The organism is Aequorivita vladivostokensis, assembly GCF_000952855.1.
Classification (GTDB): Bacteria; Bacteroidota; Bacteroidia; order Flavobacteriales; family Flavobacteriaceae; genus Aequorivita; species Aequorivita vladivostokensis.
Genome location: NZ_JSVU01000008.1, coordinates 124,402 through 150,576 on the forward strand (window position 1 = coordinate 124,402; position 26,175 = coordinate 150,576).

The window sequence follows — 26,175 nt, forward strand, 5'->3', positions numbered from 1 at the left end:
AAAACCGTACATAAGATTTTAATCATAGCGAATAAATTGTTTCCTTTATATTTGATGATTATCCTATATTATTTATAATAGGTATATACGTAATTATTGCGTATATATACATGTTGGCAGTAAGCTAAAAAACGAAATCTGAAATGAAAATAAGAATTCTTAATTTGACATTTATTTTGACTCTGATTTATGGAATAAGTTTTGGACAGAATCAAGCATCCACAGAATTTAACATCAATCACCTAAACGGAACTTGGAAAAACATTACGGAATTTAGAAGCGCAAAATTAACCTACGCAAAATCACACAGGACTGAAAAAGATTACGTCGGATTAATAATGGAATTTAAAGCTGACGGAAAAGTTATATCTCGTCACAAAATAAAATCATTAAGATGTGGAAATGACTTGAGGCGAATTCCCAGAAAAGGCGAATGGTATTTTGACAGGGAAACTGGAATTTTGCAAACGAATATGGAAAGTCAAATTTCAGGAGGAAGTGAAATTGTTCAATCCTATAAAATTTTGGAATTGACTAACGATAGATTAGTAATGAAACGTATAACCGAATAAAAAAAGCCTACTGCCAACAACGTGTCCTATAAAAACCCCCCAATCCATTCTACAAAAAACAATAACAACAAACACCAAAACCCAAAAACCCAGACATAAAAACCTCTCACCCCCAGGACAAAGACCCCAAAAAACATTATAAATAGCAATTAAAATAAACCATGAAAAAAATCCTTATACTATTCTCAATCATCCTCTTTAATGCACACCTCGCCCATTCGCAAGAGGACTATATGTCCAAAATTGTAGAAAATTCCTGTCAATGTTTAGCTGAAATACCCAATACCGAGGAGCTCAGTAGTATTAGGATAGGCCTCTGTATGATTCAAGAAGCAAATATATATAAGGAGGAATTGCTGCGCGATCACGGCATAAATATGGACAATATAGATGTAGAGGGAGAAAGGCTCGGAAGATTAATAGCTCTGGAAATGATCACCTCCTGTCCAGAGCAAATACAGCGTATCGCCTCCAATATAGACAAATACGACGAGGACGATGATTCCTATCAAAAGATTCAAGGAGTCATTAAAGCAATAGATAAAAACGACTTCATTGCCTTTTCCGTGACCTCAGATGACGGCAAAACATCCAAATTTTACTGGCTAAACTTTATCAACAGTAATAAGGACATACAAAATGAATTTAATAGTTATAAGAAGAAAAAAGTTGAAATAGAATATTCCATATATGAATTCTATGATCCCAATTTAGGAGAATATAGAAATTATAATGTAATTGAATCCCTAAATATTATTAACTGATGGTGTAATGACTTCAAAAGAGGCCATCCCCATCCCCTTCACAAAACAATCAAAAAGAAACAGTAACCAAAACCTAAGAAACCATGGCAAAATCGAGCGGCCTTAAAAATGCCCCAAGCACCACAGGCAATCCATCAGGAAAAGGAAGAGCAAACAACTCCCCAAGCAAATCAAGCGGAAGTTCAAAAGCCGCCTCTACCTCAAAAGGCGGGGCTAAAAAAAGCTAGTAAATCACACTCCACGACTATCAAATCGAAGCACAATATTACAATCTTCCCATAAAATGAAACACCTCTATCTCTTTGCCGTTCTGCTACTTATCAACCTGAACAGCTACGCCCAGGCAACAGATTTTTTGACCGGTCTCCATCAACCCACAGATATACTACTGCATGATAACATACTCTACATTGCAGAAACCAATGCCGGCAGAATAATAAAAGTGGACCTATCAATACCCAATCCACAGCCCGAAGTAGTTATAAATGGCATACCCGTGGTAGCCGGCTTGGCAATAAAAGGTACAGAATTATATTTTAGCCAACTAAATGGGCAAAACAGCATATCCAAGATAGAACTTACCGATCCCAATCCCACACCAACGGTAATACTCGAAAATTTCGTAACCGCCCATGACATAGCGTTCTACGGCAATGAATTGTACATAGCACAGTTTGGCCTGGATAGAATTGTCAAAATAAATCCCAACATCCCAAACCCACCCATTGTTGAAGTAATTACCAATTTTGAAACGCCCATAGCCTTGGAATTGATAGGGGATGAATTATATATAGCCACCTATATTCAAAATAAAATATCAAAAATAAATTTAACAAGCCCCAATCCAGCACCCATTGATGTTATTACAAATCTCTCCTTACCCGTAGGTTTGGAACATAGAAGAAACGAATTATATATAGCAGAAGCGGGCCAGCGCATATACGAAGATAGAATCTCAAAAATTGATATAAGAGATTCAAATCCAGTGAGGCAGACCGTAGTTTCCGGTTTATACAATCCCACAAGAGGATTGGAAATCTATGAAGATGTGCTCTATATAGCCGAAGATTTTAAAATAAGCAGTTTCGGCCTACCTCCCCTTTCCACGGAAGAATTTAATATAGAAAATATCATAACCTACCCCAATCCCACCCCAGATTATGTAAAAATCACTGGATTAAAAATGCCCGTCAATTACAGAATATACAATACGTTCGGATCCATTTTAAAACAAGGCCTAGTTGCAGATGGTGAAGAGTTAAACCTAAAGCCCCTGCTCAAAGGCATGTACATTTTAATTCTTGACGATACCACCGTCATTAAAATCCTAAAAAAATAAGAGCAACTGGCAGCATTAACCTACAACCCAAAACCTCAAGCAAGCATTCCACCTTCCTCCGCCGGTACAAGCTTGCAAGTTAGATACAAACCTTCCCAATCCTAAACCCACCTCCATTCCCCCTTCCGCAATCATTTTTCGCACTTACCACATAAAATTTCGCATTTTATAAATAAATTTTATCATTTAATACACAACAAATAATACTAACAGGAATATATTTTTTCTTTCAATCAATCTTTTTCGCACTTTATAAGAATTTCTTCGCACTTCCTTTATCATTTTTCACATTTTATGCAATATATTAGCAAAACAACTCCTAATAAGTCTTCCATAAAAAACAAAGAATATGATAACCCTTAACCTCCACCAAGTTTTTAAAACGCGCGGCATTACCAAAGGCTACAGCTTTCTCGTAAAAAACGGCATCAGTCCCGGTACTGCCAAATCATTAATGTACAATAAGCCCCGAGCCATCCGTTTAGACCACATAGAGATACTATGTAAAACCCTGGTCTGCGAACCAAGCGACCTATTTACCTATACTCCGGAAAAGAAAGACACTTTACCGGACACCCACCCCCTAAAAAAACTCATCCGCGACCCCGAAGAAGCTTCCCTCAAGCAAACCATAAGCCACCTAAGCTACCAAGAGCTCATTGAAATCAAAAAACTCATCAAGAGCCAAAAAACCAGCCCATCCGCCCCCATCAAAAATGAGTAAACTTTTATGCAAGAAACTTGAAACCAGCCTTCAGAAACCATAACTTTGCACCCGCTATAAAAAAGTAAGGAGCACCCTTTGAATAAGTATATTTTTTTTCTGTGGTTCGTTTTGTGCTGCATCCAGCTCGTCCCCGCACAAAACATTCAGGTAGATGCCACCACCTACACCCCCCAACAACTCGTTGAGGACGTCCTTATAGACAGCGGCTGTATCAGCAATGTACAGATTACCTCCACCACAAGCGGCAACTTCCCCGATGGCGACAAAAGTTTTGGCTATTTTAGCGCAAACGGCAGCAATTTCCCCTTCCAAAAAGGTATTGTAATGAGCACCGGCAAGCTAAACAACGTTCCCGGCCCCAACACAACCCTCAGCGACGACGATGCCCCCGGCTGGAACGGCGACCCAGACCTGGAAGCCGCCCTAAACATCACAAACACCACCAACGCAACGATAATAGAGTTCGATTTTGTTTCTAATGCCGACAATATCCAGTTCCGCTACCTCTTCGCTTCTGAGGAATATCAGGAAGGCGACCCCAACACCTGCATTTATAGCGATGCCTTCGCCTTTTTAATCAAGCCCCTCGGCGGAAATTACACAAACATTGCCCTCGTTCCCGGCACAAACACCCCCGTACTCGTCACCACTGTCCATTCCGGCATCCCCGGCGCCTGCCCGCCCATAAACGAAACCTATTTTGAAGGCTGGAACGGCCCAAACGTGCCGATAAATTTCAACGGACAAACAAAGATTCTCGTTGCAGAAACCCCCGTAACCGTTAATCAAGCCTATCACATAAAACTTGTAATCGCAGACGAGGCCAATTATCGCTACGACTCAGCAGTATTTCTGGAAGGCGGCAGTTTCAACATCGCCGCCAACCTCGGGCCAGACCGCAGCTTCGTAACAAACAATCCCCTTTGCGAAAACGAAACCTACCTCCTCGATGCCACGCCCCAGGGCACCACTCCGCTCGGCTACAAATGGTATAAAAACGATATCATAATCCCCGGTGAAACCTCTGCCCAGCTTACCGTCACCACGCCCGGCACCTATAAAGTTGAAATAGACTACGGCAACAACTGCATCGCCACAGACCAAGTGTTGATTGAGTACACAGGCCCCGTAACCGTCCAAAATACCGACCTATACCAGTGCGAACCAAACGCCAACGGCCTAGCGACCTTCAACCTTTTTGATGCGGAAGAAAACATCATCAATGGAGACCCGTTACTCCGCGTATATTCCTTCCACCGCAGTTTTAATGAAGCCCAAAATAACATTGCTCCAATACGAAACCCCGAAAGATACACTAACACCCAGCCAAATGAAATAGTCTATGCCCGTGTAGTTTCCGATTACGGCTGTATCGGCGTGGCAGAAGTTACCCTAAAAACCACAACAAACACCGTTTCAGATTTCTTTTTGGTGAATTGCTCCGCGCTAGGCACCCCCGGTTTCGCCAGTTTCAATCTGTCCGCAACCACCGCCGAATTGCAAGTCCTCTTCGGAAATAATACCGAAATAACCTACCATCTTTCATACGAAGAAGCCATTTCACAAACCAATCTGCTGCCAATTCCCTTCACCAATACCCAGGCAAATATCCAAACCATCCACGCCCGCATCAGTGGCGACCTTGGTTGTCTCGGCACTGCCAAAATCAACCTCAGCGTAATCAATACCCCAGAGTTTGAAGGCGAGGAAACCTACACCTATTGCCTTAACACCTACCCAGATACCATTACAATAGACTCCGGTTTAATAGGTGCCATCACAGATTCCACCTTTCTTTGGTCCACAGGCGAAACCACCCGCTCCATTGAAGTAAATGAGCCTGGCAGCTATACCCTAACGGTCACCCGCCGCAAAACCATAAACGGCGATGCATATTCCTGCACCAGCACCCGCACTTTTACCGTCCTCCCTTCCGAAAGGGCCCAAGTTAGCTACGAGCTTACGGGCAGCAATGAAAATCCTATCCTCAATGTTCTCGTACAAGGTGTGGGAAATTACATTTATTCCATAGACCACGGCCCCTTTCAGCAAAGCCCGGTCTTTGAAAACCTCACTCCCGGCGAACATGTACTAATGGTAAAGGACAAAAACGGTTGCGGCACCACCACCATTACGGTATATGTATTGGGTTTCCCAAACTTCTTCACTCCAAACAACGACGGCTACCACGACACCTGGCAAATTGCCGGACAAAACCCCGACACTCCCCAATTACAAAGAATCGAAATCTATGACCGTTTCAGCAAACTGCTATACATTCTCAACAAAAACACTAGCGGTTGGAACGGCACCTATAACGGCAAGCAAATGCCCTCCTCAGATTACTGGTTCAAGGCTATCTTCAAGAACGGCAGCACCTATCGCGGCCACTTCACCCTAAAACGATAAAAGAATTACAAATCAAAATCCCCACCCAAAAAATACGTCTCCTAAATATTGAACATCGAACATTCATAATTGAACATTGAATATTGAAAATGTAACAATCTGAACCAAATTGCGTTATATAGTCTCATCAATCCAAAAAAATTTATGCTACAACGCTTTTTCATCTTCTGCTCCGGCGCAGATACCGCCATCCTTGACGAATGTTCGCCCGGCGAACGCACCAAATATGCCGGCATTGGCGCCACCGTATTCTTTACCGCCGTTATGGCCACCATTGCCGCCGCCTATGCGCTTTACACAGTTTTCGACAATTACTTTTCCGCTATTTTCTTCGGAATAATTTGGGGATTGTTAATTTTCAATTTAGATAGGTTCATCGTTTCCACCATCAAAAAGCGAAACAACTTCTTTGATGAATTAATTCAGGCCTCCCCGCGAATTGCCTTGGCAATAATCATCGCCATCGTGATCTCAAAACCCTTGGAAATGAAGATTTTTGAAAAGGAAATCAACCAAGTTTTGCTCACCGAGAAGAATGAGATGACCCTTGCCAACAAAGACCAATTGGCACTTCAATATACACCTTCCGTGAATGCTTTGGAAGCGGAAATTGCAGGTCTAAAAAAGGAAATAACCGATAAGGAAACCGAAGTAAACGCCCTTTATAACACCTACATTTCAGAAGCTGAAGGCACTGCGGGCACGCAAAAATTGGGCAAAGGCCCAGTTTACAAAGAAAAACGCGAAAAACACGACACCGAACTTGCAGCTTTGGCAGAATTAAAGAAAACAAATGCCGAAAAAATAGCCGCTGCGGAGGCACAAATAGCAACCCTCGCCACCGAATACCAAACTAAGGTCGCAGACACCCAACCTATAATCGACGGTTTCGATGGTTTGATGGCACGCGTAAATGCATTGAACAAACTTCCGCTGTTGCCTTCGCTATTTATCTTTTTGCTCTTCCTCGCAATAGAAACATCTCCCATTTTGGCAAAACTCCTTTCCCCGAAAGGCGCTTATGATTTAAAGTTGGAAGAACAGGAAAGCGCATTAAAGTCCTGGGTTGTCCAACAGAAAACACAACGCGATATACTCGTAACAACAGACCGCGATATAAACAATAGAGTGTACGCAGACATAGCCGAGGAGCAGGAACTTTACGATTACAAACGAAAAAAGGCAAGAGAGCTGATGCAAATGCAGGCCGATGCCTTCTATAAAAAACAGAAAAGCGTGCTGTAAAGCCCCCTAACTCCCGAAGGGGGAACTTTTCTTTAGGCTCAAAACTGCGCTATTATAATTAATTTAATGGCTCCTCCCCTGATAGGGGGAGGTGGCATTTCATTTTGCCATAAAGCAAAATGAAATGACGGAGGGGGTACAGGTTTAAACCCATTTTCAATATACCATTTCCGTAATTACTCCAGATTTACCCCTAATTGCCCCCAGATTCATCTGGGGGAACAATTAATATGGAATTTTGGGAAGGGCTTTAGCCCAACATTCAGTAATTTTGAAATTATATTTTTCCGGTATATTATGTCCAAAACCACTCCCGAGCAAGCCTCGAAAATCGCCAAAGAACATTATAACATTTCAGCCGAAGCTTCAAAACTGGATGGCTATATTGATGAAAACTTTTTACTGAAAACAACTTCCGGGGAAAAATTTATTCTAAAAATTTCTTCCGAAGAAGATGGCGAGCAACAAGATTTTCAAGTACAAATCCTGAAACATCTTTCGGATAAAAAACTGGATGTTTCCCTTTCCGAAGTTGTCCCAAATAAAGCAGGAAACCCACTGACTACCCTTGAAAAAAACAGGACCGCAAGAATATTGAGCTGGCTTCCCGGTAGGCTATGGGCAATCGTCAACCCCAAAACCGAATCTTTGCGAAACAGTTTGGGCAAAGCCTCCGGAAGTTTGACAAACGCTTTGCAGGATTTTAAACATCCCGCCGCCCACAGAAAGCTGGACTGGGATTTGGCAAACTCAGCTTGGACTTTAAAATATATAAATCGGTTTTCGGGGAAAGAAAAAGAGATTGTCCAATACTTTCAAAATCGTTTTGAAGAAATTAAAAACAATTATAAAACCCTTCCCAAAAGTATCGTCCACGCCGATGTAAACGATTACAACATTTTGGTCTCCGACGATCTGCGAAACCCGAAAGTAACCGGAATAATTGACTTTGGCGACGCAGTTTTTACCCAGACCGTCAACGACCTCGCCATAGTTCTGGCCTATGCCGCCATGAACCTTCCGGACCCGCTTACAGCAGCTTTGGAAGTTGTAAACGGGTATAACAAACACTACAAACTATCGGAAAACGAACTGCAATGTTTATATACTTTGGTCGGAATGCGCCTCGTTACCACCGTTACGAGCGCCTCCCTTAAAAAAGAGGAATTTCCTGATGAGGAATATTTCGTAATAAGCGAAAAACCTGCGTGGGATTTATTGGAAAAGTGGTTTCAAGTGAATGAAAACTTTGCCTATTATTCCTTTCGAAATACCTGTGGATATCCGGCGCATCCCTTGGAAAAAAAGTTTGAAACTTGGGCAAAGAACAATCAAATTTCTTTAAAAACAATGTTCCCGACAATTGCTTCGCAAAAGGTTGTAAATCTCGATATGAGCGTGGGCAGCACGCTTCTCGGCAATCTTTCGGAATACAACGACCCCGAGCTTTCCAAATTCAAATTAAAGCAATTTCAAAAGCACCACCCACAAACCATTTTGCTCAATGGATACTTGGAAACACGTCCCTTTTACACCACCGCAGCATTTAAAAGCGAGGGCAACAACGGCTCACAATACCGTACCGTCCATTTGGGAACTGATTTTTGGGTGCCCGCCGAAACTCCCGTTCACGCTCCCTTCGAGGGTGTTGTAAAAATAATCCACCATAACAATTACGATAAGGATTACGGCCCGATGCTCATTTTGGAACACGTTTTTGAAGGGGAAAAATTCTTTTCACTCTATGGCCACTTAACGCTTTCTTCCCTTGAAATTCTAACGATCGGTCAAACGGTTAAGCAGGGGGACCTCATCGCTTATATAGGCGCCCCAAATGAAAACGGCAATTGGGCGCCGCACCTTCACTTTCAGCTTATCCTGGATTTATTGGGAAACAATGAAAACTTCAATGGCGTGGCTCTGCCCTCAAAAGTTGACGTTTGGAAAAGCATCTGCCCGAACCCAAATTTTATTTTTGAAGAGGAATTGGAAACTTTCGAAGATAAAATTTCTGATGAAAACATAATCAATTTCAGAAAAGAACACCTCGGAAAAGGCTTGAGTCTTTCCTATGAAAAACCGTTGCACATCGTGCGCGGCGAAGGAGTTTATTTAATTGATATTGAAGGCCGAAAATATCTCGACACCGTAAACAATGTAAACCACGTAGGCCACCAGCACCCAAAAGTGGTTGCTGCCGGACAACGGCAAATGGCGGTTTTGAATACGAATACGCGCTATCTGCACGAAGAAATTATCGCCTATGCCGAAGCATTGCTGAAAAAACTGCCGCCGCATTTGTCCGTAATCCACATTGTAAATTCTGGCAGCGAGGCAAACGAACTCGCCCTGCGAATGGCAAAAACCGTAACGGGCAACAAGGATATTTTGGCGATTGAAGTGGGCTATCACGGAAATACGAATGCAGTGATGGACGTAAGTTCCTATAAATTTGAAGGCAAGGGCGGTTTTCCAAAACCCGAAAACACACACATTCTCCCGCTTCCCGATTCTTTCCGAGGAAAATATTCGGGAGAAAATTGCGGGATTGATTATACCAATCACGCCGCGGAAATCATTCAAAATCTAAAAGCAGAAGGAAAAGAAATCGCAGGGTTTATTGGAGAAACTATGATTAGTTGTGGCGGACAGATTGTTCCCCCGAAAAACTATTTCAAGGAAATTTATAAACACATTCGCGAGGCCGGCGGCATCTGCATTGCCGATGAAGTACAAACAGGTTTTGGCAGAATGGGAAAAACTTTTTGGGCCTTTCAACTTTACGACGTACAGCCAGATATTGTAACGATGGGCAAACCCGCAGGGAACGGGCATCCGTTGGCTGTAGTTGCTTGCACTAAAGAAGTGGCGGAAAAATTCAATACCGGAATGGAGTATTTCAACACTTTTGGCGGCAATCCCGTTTCCTGTGCCATCGGCCGCATGGTTTTGGAGGTTATTGAAGAAGAAAACCTGCAGCAAAATGCTTTGGAAGTTGGAGGTTTCTTAATTGCTGAATTGAAAAAGCTTCAAAAGCAATTCCCAATCATTGGCGACGTACGCGGCGAAGGATTGTTTTTGGGGTTTGAACTGAACGATTCCAATAAAAATCCGTTGCCCGAACACGCTTCCTATTTGGCAAACAGAATGAAACAGCTCGGTATTTTAATGAGCATTGACGGCCCGGACCACAACGTTCTAAAAATAAAACCGCCGATGGTTTTTAGCAAAGAGGATGCGGAGGAACTTCTTTACAGATTACATACCGTTTTTGGGGAGGATTTTATGGTTCCTTCTTTTTAATTTCAACTAGCCCTTTGCGAACTCTGCGACTTTACGGTAAATTATCACCGCAGAGGCGCGGAGAACGCAAAGGTTTTACGAGTCTTTCTTTTTTATCAAAAAGGCATACGGCTCCATTCCTTTGGTATGCTGGAAAATGACCTTTAAAACCCCTATGAGCGGAAGGGCAATAATGGCGCCCACCATGCCCCAAAGCACGGAGAATAGAATAACGCCGAACACCGTAACGAAAGGGTTTAATTCAATTTCATCGCCAATAATCCACGGCGTTAAAATATAGTTCTCTACCAATTGCGCTGCGGAAATTACGCCAATCACAATAAGTGCGGGCGTAGTGCCGGCATACAGATAGGAAAGGATAACGGCAATGCCGCCCCCGATAATGTTTCCCACATAGGGAATAATGGAAAAAAGCGTTGCAAACACCGCCAAAAATAGCGCGTAAGGCACCGATCCCAAGGTAAATCCGAGGTAATAAATCCCGAAAAGAAAAACCATAATCTTCCCTTTTCCCAAGAGATAATTATTGATGATTTTTTTTGAATCGCTTAAAACCACACCCATCGCCGAGGCATTTGAAACCAGCTTTTTAAAGAATTTGATAAACATATTCCGCTGCATCAACAAGAGAATGATATACACAAAAATGATAAGCGACTGCGACAATAAATTCATTACCGACGAAAGGAAGGCACTGCCAAAACTCTCGGCCTTTTGCACCAACCTTTTGTTGTTCTCAAAGTAATCTTTATAGTCCCAATTTAGAGTTTGGTTTGCCCATTCAGAAAGAGTATTGAGTTTTTCTGTTGCCTTTTCCTTAATGGTAGGCCAATCGTTGGCCATTGTATTTATCTGTGAACTTATAAGCCACGTAAGAAGGCTGAAAATTATGACCATCAACAAAACGGAAAGGGAGATTGCCAGCCAATTGGGGAGGCCCCATTGCTTTAGTTGTTCGGTGGGCTTGTCCAATAAAATAGCGATTATGGCCGCTACCAGCAAAGGCATCAGCAGTCCCGAGCCGATGTACAGTATCGTTAAAATACCGCCCACAATGAGAAACGTTTTTATAAGATACGTGCCGGAAATTTCTATTTTGGAAGTGCTCAAGAGATTCAGTTTTGGTTTAACGCGGGTTTGTGTTGAAGTAAAGTTAGCTGAAATTTTTAAAAATGATTTGATTGCGAGCTATTTTAAACAATTCACTTTAAAAATAAATTTATCTTTAGTGAAACTTTCCGATTATGAAAAAACTTCTTCCTTTACTATTTTTAATCTTAACGCTTCAAGCTTTTTCCCAAACTGAAACCGCTGATAAAAAGGCTATTCTTTCCGTTTTGAAATCACAGGAAAACGCTTGGAACCAAAACGACCTTGAAGGCTTTATGCAAGGCTATTGGAAAAGCGATTCGCTGAAATTCTACGGCAGCAAAGGAGTTACAAACGGATGGCAAAAAACATTGGACAACTATAAAAAAGGATATCCTTCAAAAGAATATACCGGGACCTTAACCTTCACTATCGACGCGATTACCAAAATTGAAGACAATTCGTATTACGTTATGGGACAATTTCACTTGGTTCGCGATGCGGGAAATGCGAACGGAGTTTTTCTTATTATTTTCAGAAAAATTAACGGGGAATGGAAAATTATTGCAGATTTGAGTTGTTAACTTTAGAAAGCATCAGGGTTCGCAATTATTTTTTTCGCTCTGTTTAAATGTGCTTCCAGCGTTTCCGGTTTCATTTTCTCCAATAAGCCCATCATCATATTCATTCGTTGGTTATTTTTAAAGTGTTCCCGTTTCTCACTTAAAAAATTCCAGTACAGCGCGTTGAACGGACAGCTTTCTTCGCCCGTTTTTTTATTTACGTCATATTTACAGCTCTTACAGTAATTGCCCATTTTGTTGATATAACTTCCACTGGAAATGTAGGGCTTGGTTGCCACGATTCCGCCATCGGCATATTGGCTCATCCCGCGTGTGTTGGGCATTTCGACCCATTCAATGGCATCGATATAGATTCCCAGATACCACGCATCTACCTCATCGGGATGCACTTGGGCGAGCAGTGCAAAATTGCCCGTTACCATCAATCGCTGGATATGATGGGCATAGGCGTGCTCCAAACTCTGGGATATGGCGTGGTGCAGGCAGTTCATTTTTGTTTTGGCCGTCCAATAAAAATCCGGCAATTTGTTTTGGTTGTCCAATTTATTGGAGCGGCGATAGCCGGGCATTTTCAACCAATAAATACCGCGCATATACTCACGCCAGCCTAAAATCTGTCGCACAAAACCCTCCACTTGCGAAATATCAATTTCAGATTTTCTATCGTAATAGGTTTCCAAAACCTTATCGATCACTTCTTGGGGCGAAAGCATCTTGGTATTCATTGAAAAGGAAAGCCGCGAGTGGAACAGATACGGCTCGTCCGTATGCAGCGCATCTTGGTAATCGCCGAAATGTATCAAAAGGTTTTCGCAGAAATAGTTGAGCACCTTTAAGCTATCCGGCCGGGAGGTGGGCCAATTAAAGGCCGTTGCATCAACGGTACCAATAGTTTTTATGTCCTGTTTTTCAATCTGTTCCAAAATTTTTGAAACATCTTTTCGGAATCCTTTTTCGTGCGGAATTTCAGGTTTCCCGGTCCATTTTTTTCGGTTGCTTTTGTCAAAATTCCACTTGCCGCCCTCGGGTTGTGAAGCATTCTGCATCAATATTTCGTGTTTTTTCCGCATATTTCGATAAAAATATTCCATCGTCAATTCCTTCTTTCCCTCGTAAAACTCGGCCATTTCGGTTCGTGTGGTGTAGAAATGTTCAGTGTCGAAAGCTTCGGTTTCAATTTCAATATTTTTACAGAAATCCTTCAATTGTTCGTCCAATCGGTACTCGTCGGGAAATTGGTATTCAAATTTTTCAATGCAGTGCTTTTCAATTAAATCCCGCAGGTTTTCAACCAAATGCTGCTTATTTCCCTCGGAATCAATTTCATAATAAATTATTTGGTGACCGTTGCTTTTGAGGTGTTCGTAGAAATTCCGCATTGCAGCAAAAAAGCCGATTACCTTTTGGATATGATGATGTGCATTATCGGTTTCCTGCCGCATTTCAGCCATAAAATATAGGGTGTCCTTTTCAGTTTTTGAATACCAGGAATGTTTGTGGTTTAATTGATCGCCGAGGATAAGCCGTAGTTTTTTCATTGCATTTTTATATTAAAAATCCTTTAGCCATTTTTTTTGATATTCCCCGTCCGGGTCATACCGCTCCGCCTGTTTTTGAATGTTGAACTTCCGGTCGCGGGGATCGTTGCCCACGCCGCTGTTATACATCCAGTTGCCCCAATTGCTGTGCACATCATAATCTATGAGCATACTTTCAAAATAGGCCGCGCCGATGCGCCAGTCCTGCAACAATTCCTTGGCCCAAAAACTGTTCACGTTTTGGCGGCCGCGGTTGCTCATAAAACCTGTGGCAGCAATTTCATTCATATTTGCGTTTACGAAAGGTTCCTCCGTTTCGCCTTCAGTCCATTTTTTAAAAACTTCGGGTTCGTTTTTCCAATCCAAATTCTTTTTTGAAATTCCATTTAACTGAAAAATTTTGGAACCGAGCTTCAGGGAAATATATTTAAAATAATCGCGCCACAGCAGTTCAAAGATCAGCCAATATGTGCTTTGGTTTGCGACAACTTCACGCTCGAACTTTTTCACTTCTGCATAAATAAACCTCGGGGAAATACTGCCATTGGCAAGCCAAGCGGAGAATTTGGAGCTGTACTCAGTGCCCAACATTCCATTTCTGGTTTCCTTATAGTTTTTTAGGTTCTGCGTTTCCCAAAAATAGTTCTGCAAACGTTCTTCTGCCGCTTCCTCGCCACCTTGGAAGGGAAATGCCGAGCGTGCATCAACCTCAAATTCCGCCAATCCCAAATCGATTAAACCCGGAATTTCCGTGCTGTGTTCCACAAGATTGCTTTCTGGCTGAACTTTAGGATACTCCGCATATTTTCTGACTTCGGCTTTGGCTTCCACTCTTTTTCTGAAATCGGTAAAAACTTCAGGGATTTCCGAAAAATTTGAAATGGGAATTTCCGCAGGATGAAAGAGAAATTGGTCATAGGTTTCTATGAAATTGCAATCGGGCAAAGCTGCCTTTATTTTTTGTGAAACCGAAACTTCCTCGCTAGTCCATTCCCGCTGACAATAAATAGTATCAATTTTATATTTTTTTACAATTTTCGGAAAAATAACTTCCGGTTTTTCGTGAAAAACCAACAACGTGATATTGTAGTTTTGAAGATTTTTCCGAAAATTTATAACGGTTTCAATCAAAAATTTAGCTCGGAATTTTTCAGTTTTTTTAAAACCGTACTTGGTTTCGGCGAAATGCCGCGGATCAAAACAATAAGCCGCAACCGTTCTTTCATTTTCAGCTAAAGCCTGCAGCAGCGAATGATTGTCACGCAGGCGAAGGTCTTTGGTGAACCAAACTAAGGCCGTAGATTGTGTTTGTTTTTCTGGCATTTTTTACTGCAATATACCACGTTTTCCCAATCCCGCTCCCATTTTTTCCGCCAGGTGAATGGGCGCCTACAAATAGGGCAAATTTTCTGCGGAAGATCGGCTTTCTTTTTCATGGGTCAATTTCCTTTGATCCGCGTCCAAAGATCAGCCAATAATTTTTTGGCATCACGGGTATCTTTTTCCTCTTCGGTAACGATAACGTCATTTCCTGTTTTTTCGATTCGAAAACTAAAGGCATACTTTTCCGCTTGCGGATCAACGCTCATCATCCCGAAACGCAGATCGTTTAAATAAATTCCCTCTTCCTTTTCAGAAATCGTGTACCAACCCTGCGTAATTTTTATAAGGCGTTGCACTTTGTCGTATTCCATTAAATCGCCAAGGGCTTCGTGGTTCTTCGGATGCGGATAAAACCGAATGGGTTTGGTATCAAAAAAAGAATAATCGCCTATCAAAAAAGCATCGTCGGTTTCCACATTTGCGGTCCACAAAATTGTGTTCAGCGGGCTGGGTTTTGTTTCCAATGCGGAATAGGGAATGTTTTGCTTTTTCAATGCAGCTTCAAATTTGGAATAGGTTATTCCCTTCAGAATTATTGTAAGCAACATATAGGCACTGCTGATGATCAAACCGAGGTTATTGAATCTTCTCCTTTTAATGCTTCCCCTTTTTTGAAGCATCGCCAATATCAGAAACACCAAAAACGGCAGCGTATAAAGCGGATCGATTACAAAAATATTTTTGTAGGCCAAGCGAAGATCCAACGGCCAAAAGAGCTGTGTGCCCCAAGTAGTGTGAGCGTCCAACAACGGATGCGTGACGAAACACAGAAACCAGAACCACGACCATTCTTTTAAACTCGCCCGTTTGTCCCAAAGGGAAAGCAGCCACCCAAAAAGCAATCCGAAAACTACTGCAAAAACAATGGAATGGGTAAACCCACGGTGGATTTCCAAAGCGGTAACGGTATCGGTAAAATGGCTTGAAAGCACATCCAAATCCGGTATCGTTCCAGCAATCGCGCCCAAAACCATTGCTTTGTTGCCAATCTTTTTACCTAGAACCGCTTCGCCCACGGCAGCACCCAAAACAATCTGCGTTACTGAATCCATTCGGAAATACCTTTCATTTGAAAAACCGTGAAAATACGTACTTCTTCAAAATAAAAAAAGGATGCTTTTTAAAACATCCTTTTCTAAATATTTCAATTCTGAATTTCTATTTTGAAAGTTCAGCCACTAAAGTATAGGCCGAATCACCGTGGACTCCAGTAAAATATTTGTTCCATTTTTTACCTCTTTGTTTTCCTGTATCTCCCGGCCACGCTTGGCCAATTAATTCACTATTTTTATCAAACATTTTTTCCATGTCGCACATTGAATCTACAAAAAAAGCTTCCACAAACTCAGTTTTGTCGCTTCCCCAAGCGTGAACATTTGGATAATAGCCTTTTATATAATCGTTTTTAGAAAGAACCTTCGACATATTTTCGGCACGCATTTCATTGAATTCCTTTTGGGAACCATCTTCCGGGAATGTAAAGTAGGTTCGGCGAACATATAGTACCAAATCTTTCGAATTATTCTGTGGAAGCAATTTAACGCCATCCAGAGGAGCGTAAATTTCGTCAGAATGGTTTACGGAAAAATAACTATCTCGATTTTTGAAAAAATTTCCTCGTGCTTTTTCGTCAGGCCAAGCTTGCTGTGCGAGCTCCTCAGAACGTTGCGCTGCTTTTTCCATTGCTTCCCACGATGGGTAAGTCTGTACATAAAGCACTTCGGTATTGTCTGGGGAAAAAAGATGGGTGTAATAGGATGCCGAGGTAATGTGTTCATTCTTCGCAACTACTTTTTGCAAATATTCCTTCTCTACAGCTTTCCAATCGTCCATATTGAAATCTTCTTTATCCATATTCCAATGCATGGTTGTAACGGAAAGATACTTTGGTCGATTTGCTTCACTTTGAGCAAAAACACTAAAATTCAATAACAACATTATTGATGTTATTGCAATAAACTTAAGGTTGGTGGTTGTTTTCATAATCCCATGAAATTAAATTAGTATAAATATTAAAATTGATTACTATTTTAAATTTTGGGGCAAAGTGAGGAAAGTAAAAAAGCTAAAGTGAAGAATCCATAAAGAATAAAGCTTTTTTAAAAGTAAAGAAAAAATAATTATAATTGACTGTTTTTCCGATAATTATAAAAAATCAATCTACAATTTGCATTTTTTTCAGAAGAAATGAAGCATTCATATTTTGGCAGATTCCGGGTTTGAAGGTGTAGTCAAAAATAAGTTCGTCGTTTTCAATTCGCGCGTCAAAAAAATAATTTTTTACTTCGGACAGTTCTTCAGCAGCCACGCAAAGACTTAAATCGTGGGTGGCGATGATGCCCGTGGAATTGCTGGCTACGAGCTTTTCAACAAATTTGCGCGAGCCGATGGCTTTGTCAGTGCTGTTTGTTCCTTTCAAAATCTCATCAAGAATGATGAAATAGCGGTCAGACTTTATTTCGTCCACAATAAATTTCAAACGTTTCAACTCACTGAAGAAATACGACTCATCGTCTGTCAAACTATCCGTAGTCCGCATACTTGTAATGAGCTTTATTGGGTTATACTGGGCTTTTTCGGCACAAACCGGCAAACCTATATTTCCCATTACAATTTGAAGGGAAACGGTTCGAAGAAAAGTGCTTTTGCCCGCCATATTCGCCCCGGTAACGATAAAGAATTCTTCTGAATTAATCTGAAAATCATTCCGCACCATCGTGCTTTCCTTCAACAATGGATGTCCGGCTCCCTTCACTTTTAAAACGGGAACATCATCACTGATTTTTGGAAACACATAGTCGGGATGGTTAAAGGCGAAATTGCCCAAACTGTTATAGGCATCAAAAAAAGTAATTGCATCAAACCACACCGAGACACTCGCATTGTGCTCCAAAATCCATTGTTCAATATTGTAACTTTGACGCAGATCGCGAAGCATAAAACCATTGGCAATAACCCCAATAAGCATATTGCTACGTTGATCTAATGCATCTAAGTGTTTTGCAAATTTCTTCAGGACAGATGAGGCTTTCTTTTCTGAATTAACCACCAGATTTCGTTTTTCCGAAAGTAATTCTGAAGAAAATTCCTCGCGTTCTATTTCTTTGATTAATTTATAAAATTGTTCAAAAGTGCTTTGAATTTTTGAAGTATGCGAGGAAAGGTCGTTTACCTTTTTTAAATAGCTGCCCGAAATTGCCAATCCCAAAAAGAACCAGCCGGCCACAGCGTAACCCGAAACCAAATCGAGAAAGTTCAACACAATCAATGTTACTGAAATAACCGAAAACACAAGCGACACAGTCTTTATCCACTTTGGGACAAAAGCTTTATAGTTTTTAAGCCAATCGGTTACTTCGGTGGCAGAAACTTCTATTTTCACCAAAGAAGCAATTGCAGAAAATTGTTGGCGCCATTTGGGCATTTCAGCCAATTCGGTTATTGCCTGTTGCTTTTTTGGAATTGCATCAATTTTGTTTTCAGTGAAAATTTTCGCCAAAAAATCGGAGCCGCTTTCCAAAGCAGTTCTATTTAAGTATTGAAAAAAAGAACCACGCCCAAAAAGATCAATATCCTGACTGTAGTAATGAAGCGGATCTTTATATTTTTCGCCGGAAGGCAAATGGTGAAACGCCCGGTCCAGCACTTCCAGCTCGGTTTCATTTTGTGCTATTAGAGCGTTTTCTAAATCTCGCTGGTATTGCAGAGCGCTGTGTTTTGAAACCAAATAAACAAATGCCCCGATGGTCGCTGCAATGATGGCAACCACCACTTTTACATTTCCGAAGAAAAAATATACCCCAAAACAGGCAAGCAAAAACACCACCAACCTGAGCGTGCTGGAAAAGGCGAGTTTCCGTTTTATCTTTCGTAATGCTTCGGAATGGATTTCAATCTGTAATTTATAAAAATCGGAGGGGTTGCGCATAGTTTTAAGTTTTGCCATTACGATAAACCTCACAGGTCTTTGAGACCTGTGAGGTTTTTGGCTCTTTAGGATTTTTTCAGTTCTGCTTGTAGTTTTTTGGTAAGACTTTTTAGAACCAAATCATAGGAGTGGTCAATCATTTCCAAAAGCAATTCATTGGGAATGTTTCTTTCGAGTTCCACCGTGTTCCAATGTACTTTGCTCATGTGGTAGCCCGGGCGGATCAAGCCGTAGTATTCCTCTCGGAGCGCGATGGCACGCTCGGGGTCGCACTTTAGGTTGGCCGTGGCGGGATGCGTTTCCAAACCGGTGAGTGCGAACATTTTCCCCATCACCTTAAAAACCAACATATCTTCCCCAAAGGGAAAGGTTTCTTCCACGCCTTTTTTAGAGATGCAATATTCACGAAACTGTTCTATGTTCATTGGTTTATTTTTGGTTTTTCTTCTGCCGAATACAATGCCGAATAATCCAGTTTCCAATTGATGGTCTCTACCAGTTTTTCCATAAGCTGAATGGTTTCCAAGGCTTGTTTTGAAGCTTCATTGAACAAACCGCTTTCAGGTATTTTATCAACAATGTGCTTTTTGGCTTCCTGATTTATTTCCGTCAAATCGCTCGCTGTAAAAGGGTTTGCCCACCCTTCCTTTTTATCGTAATATTTAAAATCTGTTTCTATCGTGAGCAGTTCGGGCTGGGGAAAATTGGTTAAAATGATGGTTCGGTTTTTTGTATCGGCATCCATCTTCACTTTTGTTAGGTCAAAGCCAATGTGTGCTTTGGCTTCAATCAAAACCAAGGCTTTCTTTTTTCCCAAAAGTAAATTCAGCCATTTATCCTTCACATTTTCGTAATAGAAAATTTCAGAAAAATCGCCTTCCACGGTAATGAATTTGCACACACTGCGTATTTTTTCCATCAAAATAACCGACTGGGTGTTTACCTTCTCACGTTTTCGGTCACCACTGAAACGCGCAAAAAGAAAATAAGCCACAACAGCACCAACGGCCAAGCCAATAAAGAGATATTCCATGATATTATTTTCCAATGCTTCCCAAATGAGTATTCTTAAAACTGTCTGGATATTTTAAACCGTATCCAAAAATTCTGTCGAAGGAAGCGTGTGAGAACAAAATTACACCTATTAAAATTAACATGGAATTGTTGAGATAAAATCCTGACAAGCCAAGGGCAATTGCAATAGCTTTATGGTGAAAAAGATTATAGGTAAAAGCGCCAACCCTAGTGTTAACCAAATATCCCACCATGCCAATATCGGGTGTGAGCAACAATGCCGGAAACCACCACCACGCATAATCCAATTGTGAAAAGAGGAAAATCCCCAGGATAAATTGGGCCGATTCCTCTATTTTTAAAGTTGTTTTCATCCTAAATGATTTTATATAAAACTGGCTTGCTGGGTGAAGCATCGTTATGGAAGGATGCAATCTGTAAATTCAACAAATAGCTGCCGTCCTCAATAGAATCGGGAACATAGATCAATTCTGTAATTGTACAATCCTCACGTGGGTTTTGTGGAAAATTCCAAAAAGCCTTGTGCGCCAAAAGTTTACCTTCGTCGCGTTCTTTGTCAACCGAAGGCAAATCAATTAGCAGATGTTTTACGCCGATTTCCCGTAAAAACAATGCAGCTTTTTCGTGAAGAAAAGGCCAATTGGTATCTGACCAATGTTTTGATTTTTTGTCTGAAGTATTCGGGAGTGTCCTGATTACGATGGCTTCGGGTGTTTTTCCATTTAAGGCTTTGGCAATACTTTCTTCGGAAATAATTTTGTCCTCTCCCCCCGCTCTCTCCGAAGGAAAGGGAGCTTCGGGTTTTACCGAAATCACTTCGGCCAAAAAAAAGAAGGTTTTCAACGCCTCATTTACCGAATGGAAATCCTTGGAAATATGCCCAAAACACTCGGTATGTGTGCCGTGCGCGTGCGGATTGAAAAACATATTGTTGAAATTTACCGAAGCGCCTTCCGAAACCTTTCCCGTCCAATCGCCCATTTTTACGGGCTCAATTATCGGTTGGTTTTGGTACCACGCCAACGGATTTTCTTCCGAAGCCTGAAGTGGAATTGAAATATCCAGCGGTTTGGAAAGATCGATGTTAATTGATATTCCTTTATGTTCAATTGTAGTTTTCATTTGCAAATTTTGAAAAAATAAAGATACGACATTCCCAGACCTAACAGGTCTTAAGACCTGTTAAGTCTCAAACGAAAAACAAGTCTGCCGCAATCCCATCACTCAAAAATTTTCCTTTTTTTGAAATTTTTAGTGTTTCGTTTTCAAGGATCAAAAGGTTATTTTTTAATAGATTCTCAGCTTGTTTTAATAAATATTCTGAATATTTTTTTCCAAATTCGCTTTCAACCTTTCCCAAGGAAACGCCCTTTTTGGTACGCAATCCCGTCATGATATATTCGTTGTACTTGTCTTGTTTTGACAGCAATTCTTTTTCAGATGGAAGCTCGCCTGCCTCAATGCTTTTTATGTATTTTGTATTGTTGGCAATATTCCAACTGCGGAATTTTCCATCGTAACTGTGTGCCGAGGGCCCGATGCCCAGATAGGGTTTCCCTTCCCAATAGGCAGTGTTGTTTCGGGAATGGAAACCAGGTTTGCCAAAATTTGAAAACTCATAGTTCTCCAACCCAGCTTTTTCGGTTTCCGAAAGTAATATTTCGTAGTGCTGTTTTGCGGCTTCTTCATCCACAGGCGGCACGATTCCCTTTTCGATGAATTTTTTTAAAGCGGTTTTTGGCTCCACTGTCAAGGCATAACACGAAAGATGCGGCACGTCCAGACTTAAGGCAATTTCAAGATTCCTTTTCCACCGCTCGTTGCCCATTCCCGGAATGCCGTAAATTAAGTCGATGCTGATGTTTTCAAAATATTGCTTCGCCTCTTTTATAGACTCCAAAGCTTCGGAAGCTTTGTGGGCCCGGTTCATTAGTTTTAAATCTTCTTCGAAAAAAGATTGGATGCCGATGCTCAAACGGTTAATCTGTGAATTTGTGAATTTGAGAATTTGTTGTTTTGAAAGGTCATCGGGATTGGCTTCGAGGGTGATTTCTGGATTTTCTGAAACCTTAAAATTTAAATAAATAGTTTCAAAAATTTGTTGCAATTCTTCGGAAGAAAGCAAACTCGGGGTACCGCCCCCAAAATAAATGGTTTCTACAATTCCGTCGAGCTCATTTTTCCGCAGCAGCAATTCCGTGCATAACGCATTTACCAATTCCTTCTTTTTCTTCAGCGAAGTGGAAAAATGGAAATCGCAGTAATGACACGCCTGCTTGCAAAAAGGGATGTGGAGGTACAGGCCGAAACCTTTATTTTTGTTTTCTGAATTCATCATTGCCATCAAGAAATGCACTGTTTTAAAGCCGAAACCGCACAGAGCTTCAAAATTAGTTATTATTTTTACCGAAACGGGAATCCTACATTAAAAACAACTCTTTATACATTTTAGAAAAACTGCTATGCCAAAATTTCTAAGTATTCTTTTCATATTTATCCACCTATTAGCCTTTGGGCAGGAGAAAAACGAAAAAATCCGTGTGGGCTACGCTGGCTCGGCTCCTTTCGTATTACACGACGGAAAAGAAGAGGGGATCGTTTTTGATATTTGGGAAGAAATAGCTTTCAACTTAAATCTGAAATACACCCTACAAGAATTTCCTTCCGTTGAGGACGGAATAGAAGCGGCCCAAGCGGATAAAATCGATATTTTGCTGGGCCCGATAACCATTAATGCCGAACGGGCGGCTGAAATTTCCTTTTCTCAACCCTATTATAACACCGAAATGGCCATTCTTGCACCCGTTCAGGAACTTACCGTTTGGGAAAAAGTGAGTCCCATTTTTTCAAAAACATTCCTTTTTGCCGTCTTGGGCCTGCTACTTATTCTTACCATTGTAGGTTTTCTATTTTGGTTAGTGGAAGGCCGGAAAGCCAAGGATGTTTACGGAGAGCGCGTGCATCAGGGCATAGGTTCAGGAATCTGGCTGGCTATTGTAACTATGACCACGGTGGGTTACGGCGATTATGCCCCGCGAACCACCGCCGGACGCGTGGTTATGGGGTCTTGGATGATTATTTCGCTGATTTTGGCAACTTCCTTTGTGGCCGGAATTGCCACAACATTATCTCTTACTACCCGCGAAGATAAGACTATAACCAGTATGCAACAGCTTGAAAACAAGAGGGTGGCGGTGCCGGATTATAAAAAAATAATGGATAGAACCATTGATATGGGCGGAACTCCGGTAGCCGTGCATACCGTTTCCGAAGCCTACCAAATGCTTCTCGATAAAAAAGTGGATGCGGTAATCTACGACGAAATCCCGCTGGAATATATTTTTGAAACCAAAAGAAGGGACGATTTTTTGCTGAGCAGAAAAAAGATCGAACCCCAATATTACGGCTTTGTATTTCCAATTGGCAGCAACTTAAAGCGACAAGTGGATTTAGAGATTATCCACTTACAGGACACAAAGGAAATCCAGCATATTGTGGAAGATTGGATTTCCCGAAATTAAAAGTCTCAACTATTTTATACGGTCCTCGTTCTGTTTCACAAAAGCTGCCCAACCTGTGTAACTTTTTCCAATTTCAACCTTCCCGGAATTGTAAAAGTGGCAAACGGCCGCCGCGAGACCATCGGTACTGTCCAAATTCTTTGGTAATTCCTTTAAACTCAAAAGACTTTGAAGCATTTTTGCCACCTGCTCCTTACTGGCGTTTCCGTTGCCCGTAATGGCCATTTTTATTTTTTTGGGAGAATATTCGGTAATGGGAATCTGCCGTGAAAGTCCCGCAGCCATTGCCACTCCCTGCGCCCTTCCCAGCTTGAGCATCGATTGCACGTTTTTTCCAAAAAACGGTGCCTCAATAGCAATTTCATCAGGATTGTGCGAGTCAATCAACTCAATGGTACGCTCAAAAATCAGCTTCAGTTTTAGGTAATGGTCGTCATATTTTTTTAGTTGCAGCTCGTTCAGTTGCATAAACTGCATTTGTTTGCCTACCACTTTTATTAAGCCGAACCCCATAATGGTGGTTCCCGGGTCTATTCCCAATATTATTTTTTCAATTTTGTCTTTCATCAACAGAATATTCCCGCTTTCGTGGGAATTAGTATTTTAGCACTATGATTGCCGTACCCCACAAAGCTAAACAATATCTGCTTGCCGCCGCCAAAGTTTTGGTGATTGCCCTAACGTTTGGGTATATATTTTTTAAACTGAAAAACAATTCTACATTGGGCTTTAGTGACTTTACGGCCACTGTTCTTTCCAAAGGAAGCATTGCCGCATATTCATTGTTGTTCTTTGCTTTATTAGCGACTGCCAATTGGTTTTTTGAAATTCTGAAATGGCAAACCTTGGTTTCAACTTTTGAAAAAATGAATTTCAAAACTGCGCTAAAACAGAGCTTGGCGTCGCTTACCGTTTCATTGGCAACGCCTAACCGAATTGGTGAATACGGTGCAAAAGCACTCTTTTTTGAAAGTAAAAAACGAAAAAAAATACTGTTGCTAAACTTCTTTTCAAGTGCGGCACAAATGTTTGTCACAAGTTTTTTTGGCTTTTTTGGACTGTTATATCTATTGCGAAATTTTAATATAAGCTATTCGGTCGCGACGCTCTGTTACTTTGGAATTGGCATTATTTTGCTTTTTGCGGTCGGTTATTATTTCAAGGAAAAAGAACTTTTATTAAAGGGGTTTTCGATTGCCAAAGTGATTCAATTTTTCAAAAAGATTCCGTTGCAGATACAATTTAAAACCCTTTTATTCTCAACATTTCGCTATGCCATTTTCAGCGGGATGTTTTACGGCTTGCTGCTATTTTTTGGCGTAAACATTGCCTTTTGGGAGGCTATCCCGCTGATTTTTGCAATGTATTTTTTGGTTTCCATCTTGCCCACGCTTTTTATTTTTGACGTTGTAATCCGCGGGGGCGTGGCGGTTTGGCTGTTCTCGTTTGCCGGAGTTGCGGAGTTGGTTGTACTATCAACCGTGCTCGCTATGTGGATTTTCAATTTTGTATTGCCTTCGTTACTGGGCAGTTTTTTTGTGCTCACTTACCAACCCGCAACCCGATGATTTGGGCGGTTCTGATAGTGTTTGTCGCTTATTTTATTTCGATGGCGGCCATAGTTTATGGTTTTAAAAAAATAGCTTCTTTTTCTTCGGAAACGGAAAAGTCCAAAACCCGTTTCAGTCTTATTATCCCTTTTAGGAACGAGGCCGAGAACCTTCAGGCGCTTTTGGAATCCATTGAAAAATTAAAGTATGACTCTGAATTGCTTGAAATCATTTGTGTAAACGACGCTTCCGAAGATACTTCCGAAGCAATTGTTTCCGAGGCAATTCAGAGAAGCAGATTTTCAATAAAACTTATTCAAAATAAGCGGATTTCACACGCGCCAAAGAAAGATGCCATTTCCAAAGCCATCAAAAATTCAAACTTCGAATGGATTGTAACTACCGATGCCGACTGCGAGCTTCCTAAAAACTGGCTAAAAACCTTGGATGCTTTTATTCAAAAAAACAATCCCGTGATGGTCTGCGGCCCGGTAATCTACAAATCAAACGGAAGTTTTATTGAAAGCTTTCAGCAACTCGACGGTTTGAGTCTGCAGGCCGTGACCATCGGTAGTTTTGGACTGAACAATCCGTTGCTCAGTAATGGCGCAAATTTGGCCTATAAAAAGGAGGCTTTTTCAGAAGTGGACGGATTCTCGGGAAATGAACATATTGCCAGCGGCGATGATATTTTTCTGTTGGAAAAGATGAAAAAAGCATTTCCGAAGCAAGTTCACTGTTTGAAATCGAAGGAAGCAATTGTTTCCACAAAACCGCAAGAGACTTGGGGAAAAGTTATAAACCAGCGTATCCGTTGGGCTTCAAAAACTTCGAAGCAAAAAAATACAGCTTCCACGTTTTTGGGCATTTTGGTGTTTTTGGTGAATGTTTCATGGCTCGCAATTCCGTTTTTAATGGTTTTCAATTCTCAAAACCTTTTCGTTTACATATTGCTTCTTTCCGCAAAAATAATCGCAGATTATCTTGTAATTCGGCAAGCGGCAGTATTCTTTTCAGAGAAAATTGTACTGTGGAAATTTTTGTGGCTGCCGTTTCTGTATGCGACGATTGTTTTGGTGGTAGTTTTCGGTAGCTTTGGCGGAAACTATTCCTGGAAAGGGCGAAGCTTTGAAAAACAGTGATAAATTGATTAAATTTTTTACCTTAGCCATACTTTAAAACTTGCCC

The 26,175-nt window shown here is 41.2% G+C and carries 25 protein-coding genes; 12 read left to right on the top strand and 13 right to left on the bottom strand.

Translation table 11 applies throughout. The features are described from left to right. Positions 1–143 precede the first annotated feature (143 nt). From MB09_RS12415 to MB09_RS12445, 8 genes are all read left to right on the top strand, one after another. Complete coding sequence (locus MB09_RS12415; protein WP_045081235.1) at positions 144–572, top strand: hypothetical protein; 429 nt, start codon at positions 144–146, stop codon at positions 570–572. Positions 573–733: 161 nt separating this feature from the next. After that, a complete protein-coding gene (locus MB09_RS12420) occupies positions 734–1,336 on the top strand; it encodes a hypothetical protein (RefSeq protein ID WP_131459918.1) in 603 nt (200 codons plus the stop codon). A gap of 83 nt (positions 1,337–1,419) precedes the next feature. After that, complete coding sequence (locus MB09_RS16215; protein WP_165586707.1) at positions 1,420–1,563, top strand: hypothetical protein; 144 nt, start codon at positions 1,420–1,422, stop codon at positions 1,561–1,563. Between the two features lie 56 nt (positions 1,564–1,619). After that, positions 1,620–2,675: a T9SS type A sorting domain-containing protein gene (locus MB09_RS15595; protein WP_052671382.1), complete on the top strand. Its 1,056-nt coding sequence runs from the start codon at positions 1,620–1,622 to the stop codon at positions 2,673–2,675. Positions 2,676–3,024: 349 nt separating this feature from the next. Then, positions 3,025–3,399 carry a helix-turn-helix domain-containing protein gene (locus MB09_RS12430; RefSeq protein WP_045081237.1) on the top strand — a complete coding sequence of 125 codons (375 nt, stop codon included), beginning with the start codon at positions 3,025–3,027 and terminating at the stop codon, positions 3,397–3,399. A 78-nt stretch (positions 3,400–3,477) separates the two neighbouring features. Beyond that, the gene (locus tag MB09_RS12435) at positions 3,478–5,811 is read left to right on the top strand and encodes a T9SS type B sorting domain-containing protein (RefSeq protein ID WP_052671383.1); all 2,334 of its coding nucleotides are present in this window, start codon (positions 3,478–3,480) and stop codon (positions 5,809–5,811) included. Between the two features lie 144 nt (positions 5,812–5,955). Beyond that, positions 5,956–7,056, top strand: a complete 1,101-nt coding sequence (locus MB09_RS12440) for a DUF4407 domain-containing protein (protein ID WP_045081238.1) — start codon at positions 5,956–5,958, stop codon at positions 7,054–7,056. A gap of 297 nt (positions 7,057–7,353) precedes the next feature. After that, positions 7,354–10,359, top strand: coding sequence for an aminotransferase class III-fold pyridoxal phosphate-dependent enzyme (locus MB09_RS12445; RefSeq protein WP_045081239.1), 3,006 nt, complete (start codon positions 7,354–7,356; stop codon positions 10,357–10,359). A gap of 75 nt (positions 10,360–10,434) precedes the next feature. On the opposite strand, the gene MB09_RS12450 is transcribed toward MB09_RS12445, so the two are convergent. Beyond that, positions 10,435–11,469, bottom strand: coding sequence for an AI-2E family transporter (locus MB09_RS12450; RefSeq protein WP_045081240.1), 1,035 nt, complete (start codon positions 11,467–11,469; stop codon positions 10,435–10,437). 134 nt (positions 11,470–11,603) lie between these two features. Here MB09_RS12450 and MB09_RS12455 point away from each other — a divergent pair, with 134 nt between their 5' ends. Further along, positions 11,604–12,032, top strand: a complete 429-nt coding sequence (locus MB09_RS12455) for a YybH family protein (RefSeq protein ID WP_045081241.1) — start codon at positions 11,604–11,606, stop codon at positions 12,030–12,032. A 2-nt stretch (positions 12,033–12,034) separates the two neighbouring features. Here MB09_RS12455 and MB09_RS12460 read toward each other — a convergent pair whose 3' ends face one another. The 11 genes from MB09_RS12460 to hemW all read right to left on the bottom strand — a co-directional run bounded on the left by MB09_RS12460 (position 12,035) and on the right by hemW (position 22,260). Further along, the gene (locus tag MB09_RS12460) at positions 12,035–13,570 is read right to left on the bottom strand and encodes a cryptochrome/photolyase family protein (RefSeq protein ID WP_045081242.1); all 1,536 of its coding nucleotides are present in this window, start codon (positions 13,568–13,570) and stop codon (positions 12,035–12,037) included. 12 nt (positions 13,571–13,582) lie between these two features. Beyond that, positions 13,583–14,893: a DASH family cryptochrome gene (locus MB09_RS12465; RefSeq protein ID WP_045081243.1), complete on the bottom strand. Its 1,311-nt coding sequence runs from the start codon at positions 14,891–14,893 to the stop codon at positions 13,583–13,585. After that, positions 14,860–15,006, bottom strand: coding sequence for a DUF2256 domain-containing protein (locus MB09_RS15805; RefSeq protein WP_084709115.1), 147 nt, complete (start codon positions 15,004–15,006; stop codon positions 14,860–14,862). The genes MB09_RS12465 and MB09_RS15805 overlap by 34 nt, the downstream gene beginning before the upstream one ends. Positions 15,007–15,009: 3 nt before the next feature. Continuing rightward, positions 15,010–16,005 (bottom strand): metal-dependent hydrolase, encoded by a 996-nt coding sequence (locus tag MB09_RS12470; RefSeq protein ID WP_045081244.1) that lies wholly within the window; start codon positions 16,003–16,005, stop codon positions 15,010–15,012. Positions 16,006–16,111: 106 nt separating this feature from the next. Continuing rightward, positions 16,112–16,807, bottom strand: coding sequence for a hypothetical protein (locus tag MB09_RS12475; protein ID WP_165586708.1), 696 nt, complete (start codon positions 16,805–16,807; stop codon positions 16,112–16,114). Between the two features lie 301 nt (positions 16,808–17,108). Beyond that, entirely contained in the window at positions 17,109–18,881 is a 1,773-nt protein-coding gene (locus MB09_RS12480; protein ID WP_045081293.1) for a MutS-related protein, read from the bottom strand. A 65-nt stretch (positions 18,882–18,946) separates the two neighbouring features. Continuing rightward, a complete protein-coding gene (locus MB09_RS12485; RefSeq protein WP_045081246.1) occupies positions 18,947–19,306 on the bottom strand; it encodes an MmcQ/YjbR family DNA-binding protein in 360 nt (119 codons plus the stop codon). Next, positions 19,303–19,914: a DUF4230 domain-containing protein gene (locus MB09_RS12490; RefSeq protein WP_045081294.1), complete on the bottom strand. Its 612-nt coding sequence runs from the start codon at positions 19,912–19,914 to the stop codon at positions 19,303–19,305. The genes MB09_RS12485 and MB09_RS12490 overlap by 4 nt, the downstream gene beginning before the upstream one ends. Positions 19,915–19,918: 4 nt before the next feature. Continuing rightward, the gene (locus MB09_RS12495; protein WP_045081247.1) at positions 19,919–20,269 is read right to left on the bottom strand and encodes a DUF4260 domain-containing protein; all 351 of its coding nucleotides are present in this window, start codon (positions 20,267–20,269) and stop codon (positions 19,919–19,921) included. 1 nt (position 20,270) lies between these two features. Further along, complete coding sequence (locus MB09_RS12500) at positions 20,271–21,038, bottom strand: cyclase family protein (protein ID WP_045081248.1); 768 nt, start codon at positions 21,036–21,038, stop codon at positions 20,271–20,273. A gap of 67 nt (positions 21,039–21,105) precedes the next feature. Then, positions 21,106–22,260 carry a radical SAM family heme chaperone HemW gene (gene hemW, locus MB09_RS12505; protein WP_240484837.1) on the bottom strand — a complete coding sequence of 385 codons (1,155 nt, stop codon included), beginning with the start codon at positions 22,258–22,260 and terminating at the stop codon, positions 21,106–21,108. Positions 22,261–22,378: 118 nt separating this feature from the next. Here hemW and MB09_RS12510 point away from each other — a divergent pair, with 118 nt between their 5' ends. Then, a complete protein-coding gene (locus MB09_RS12510; RefSeq protein WP_045081249.1) occupies positions 22,379–23,437 on the top strand; it encodes a transporter substrate-binding domain-containing protein in 1,059 nt (352 codons plus the stop codon). Between the two features lie 9 nt (positions 23,438–23,446). Here the strand turns inward: MB09_RS12510 and ruvC are convergent, their stop codons facing one another. Further along, positions 23,447–24,004: a crossover junction endodeoxyribonuclease RuvC gene (ruvC, locus tag MB09_RS12515; RefSeq protein ID WP_045081250.1), complete on the bottom strand. Its 558-nt coding sequence runs from the start codon at positions 24,002–24,004 to the stop codon at positions 23,447–23,449. 44 nt (positions 24,005–24,048) lie between these two features. Between ruvC and MB09_RS12520 the strand changes: the two genes are divergently transcribed. Next, on the top strand, positions 24,049–25,005 hold the full coding sequence (locus MB09_RS12520; protein WP_045081251.1) for a hypothetical protein: 957 nt from the start codon (positions 24,049–24,051) through the stop codon (positions 25,003–25,005). Next, positions 25,002–26,129, top strand: coding sequence for a glycosyltransferase family 2 protein (locus MB09_RS12525; RefSeq protein WP_045081252.1), 1,128 nt, complete (start codon positions 25,002–25,004; stop codon positions 26,127–26,129). Before MB09_RS12520 ends, MB09_RS12525 begins: the two co-directional genes overlap by 4 nt. Positions 26,130–26,175 lie beyond the last annotated feature (46 nt).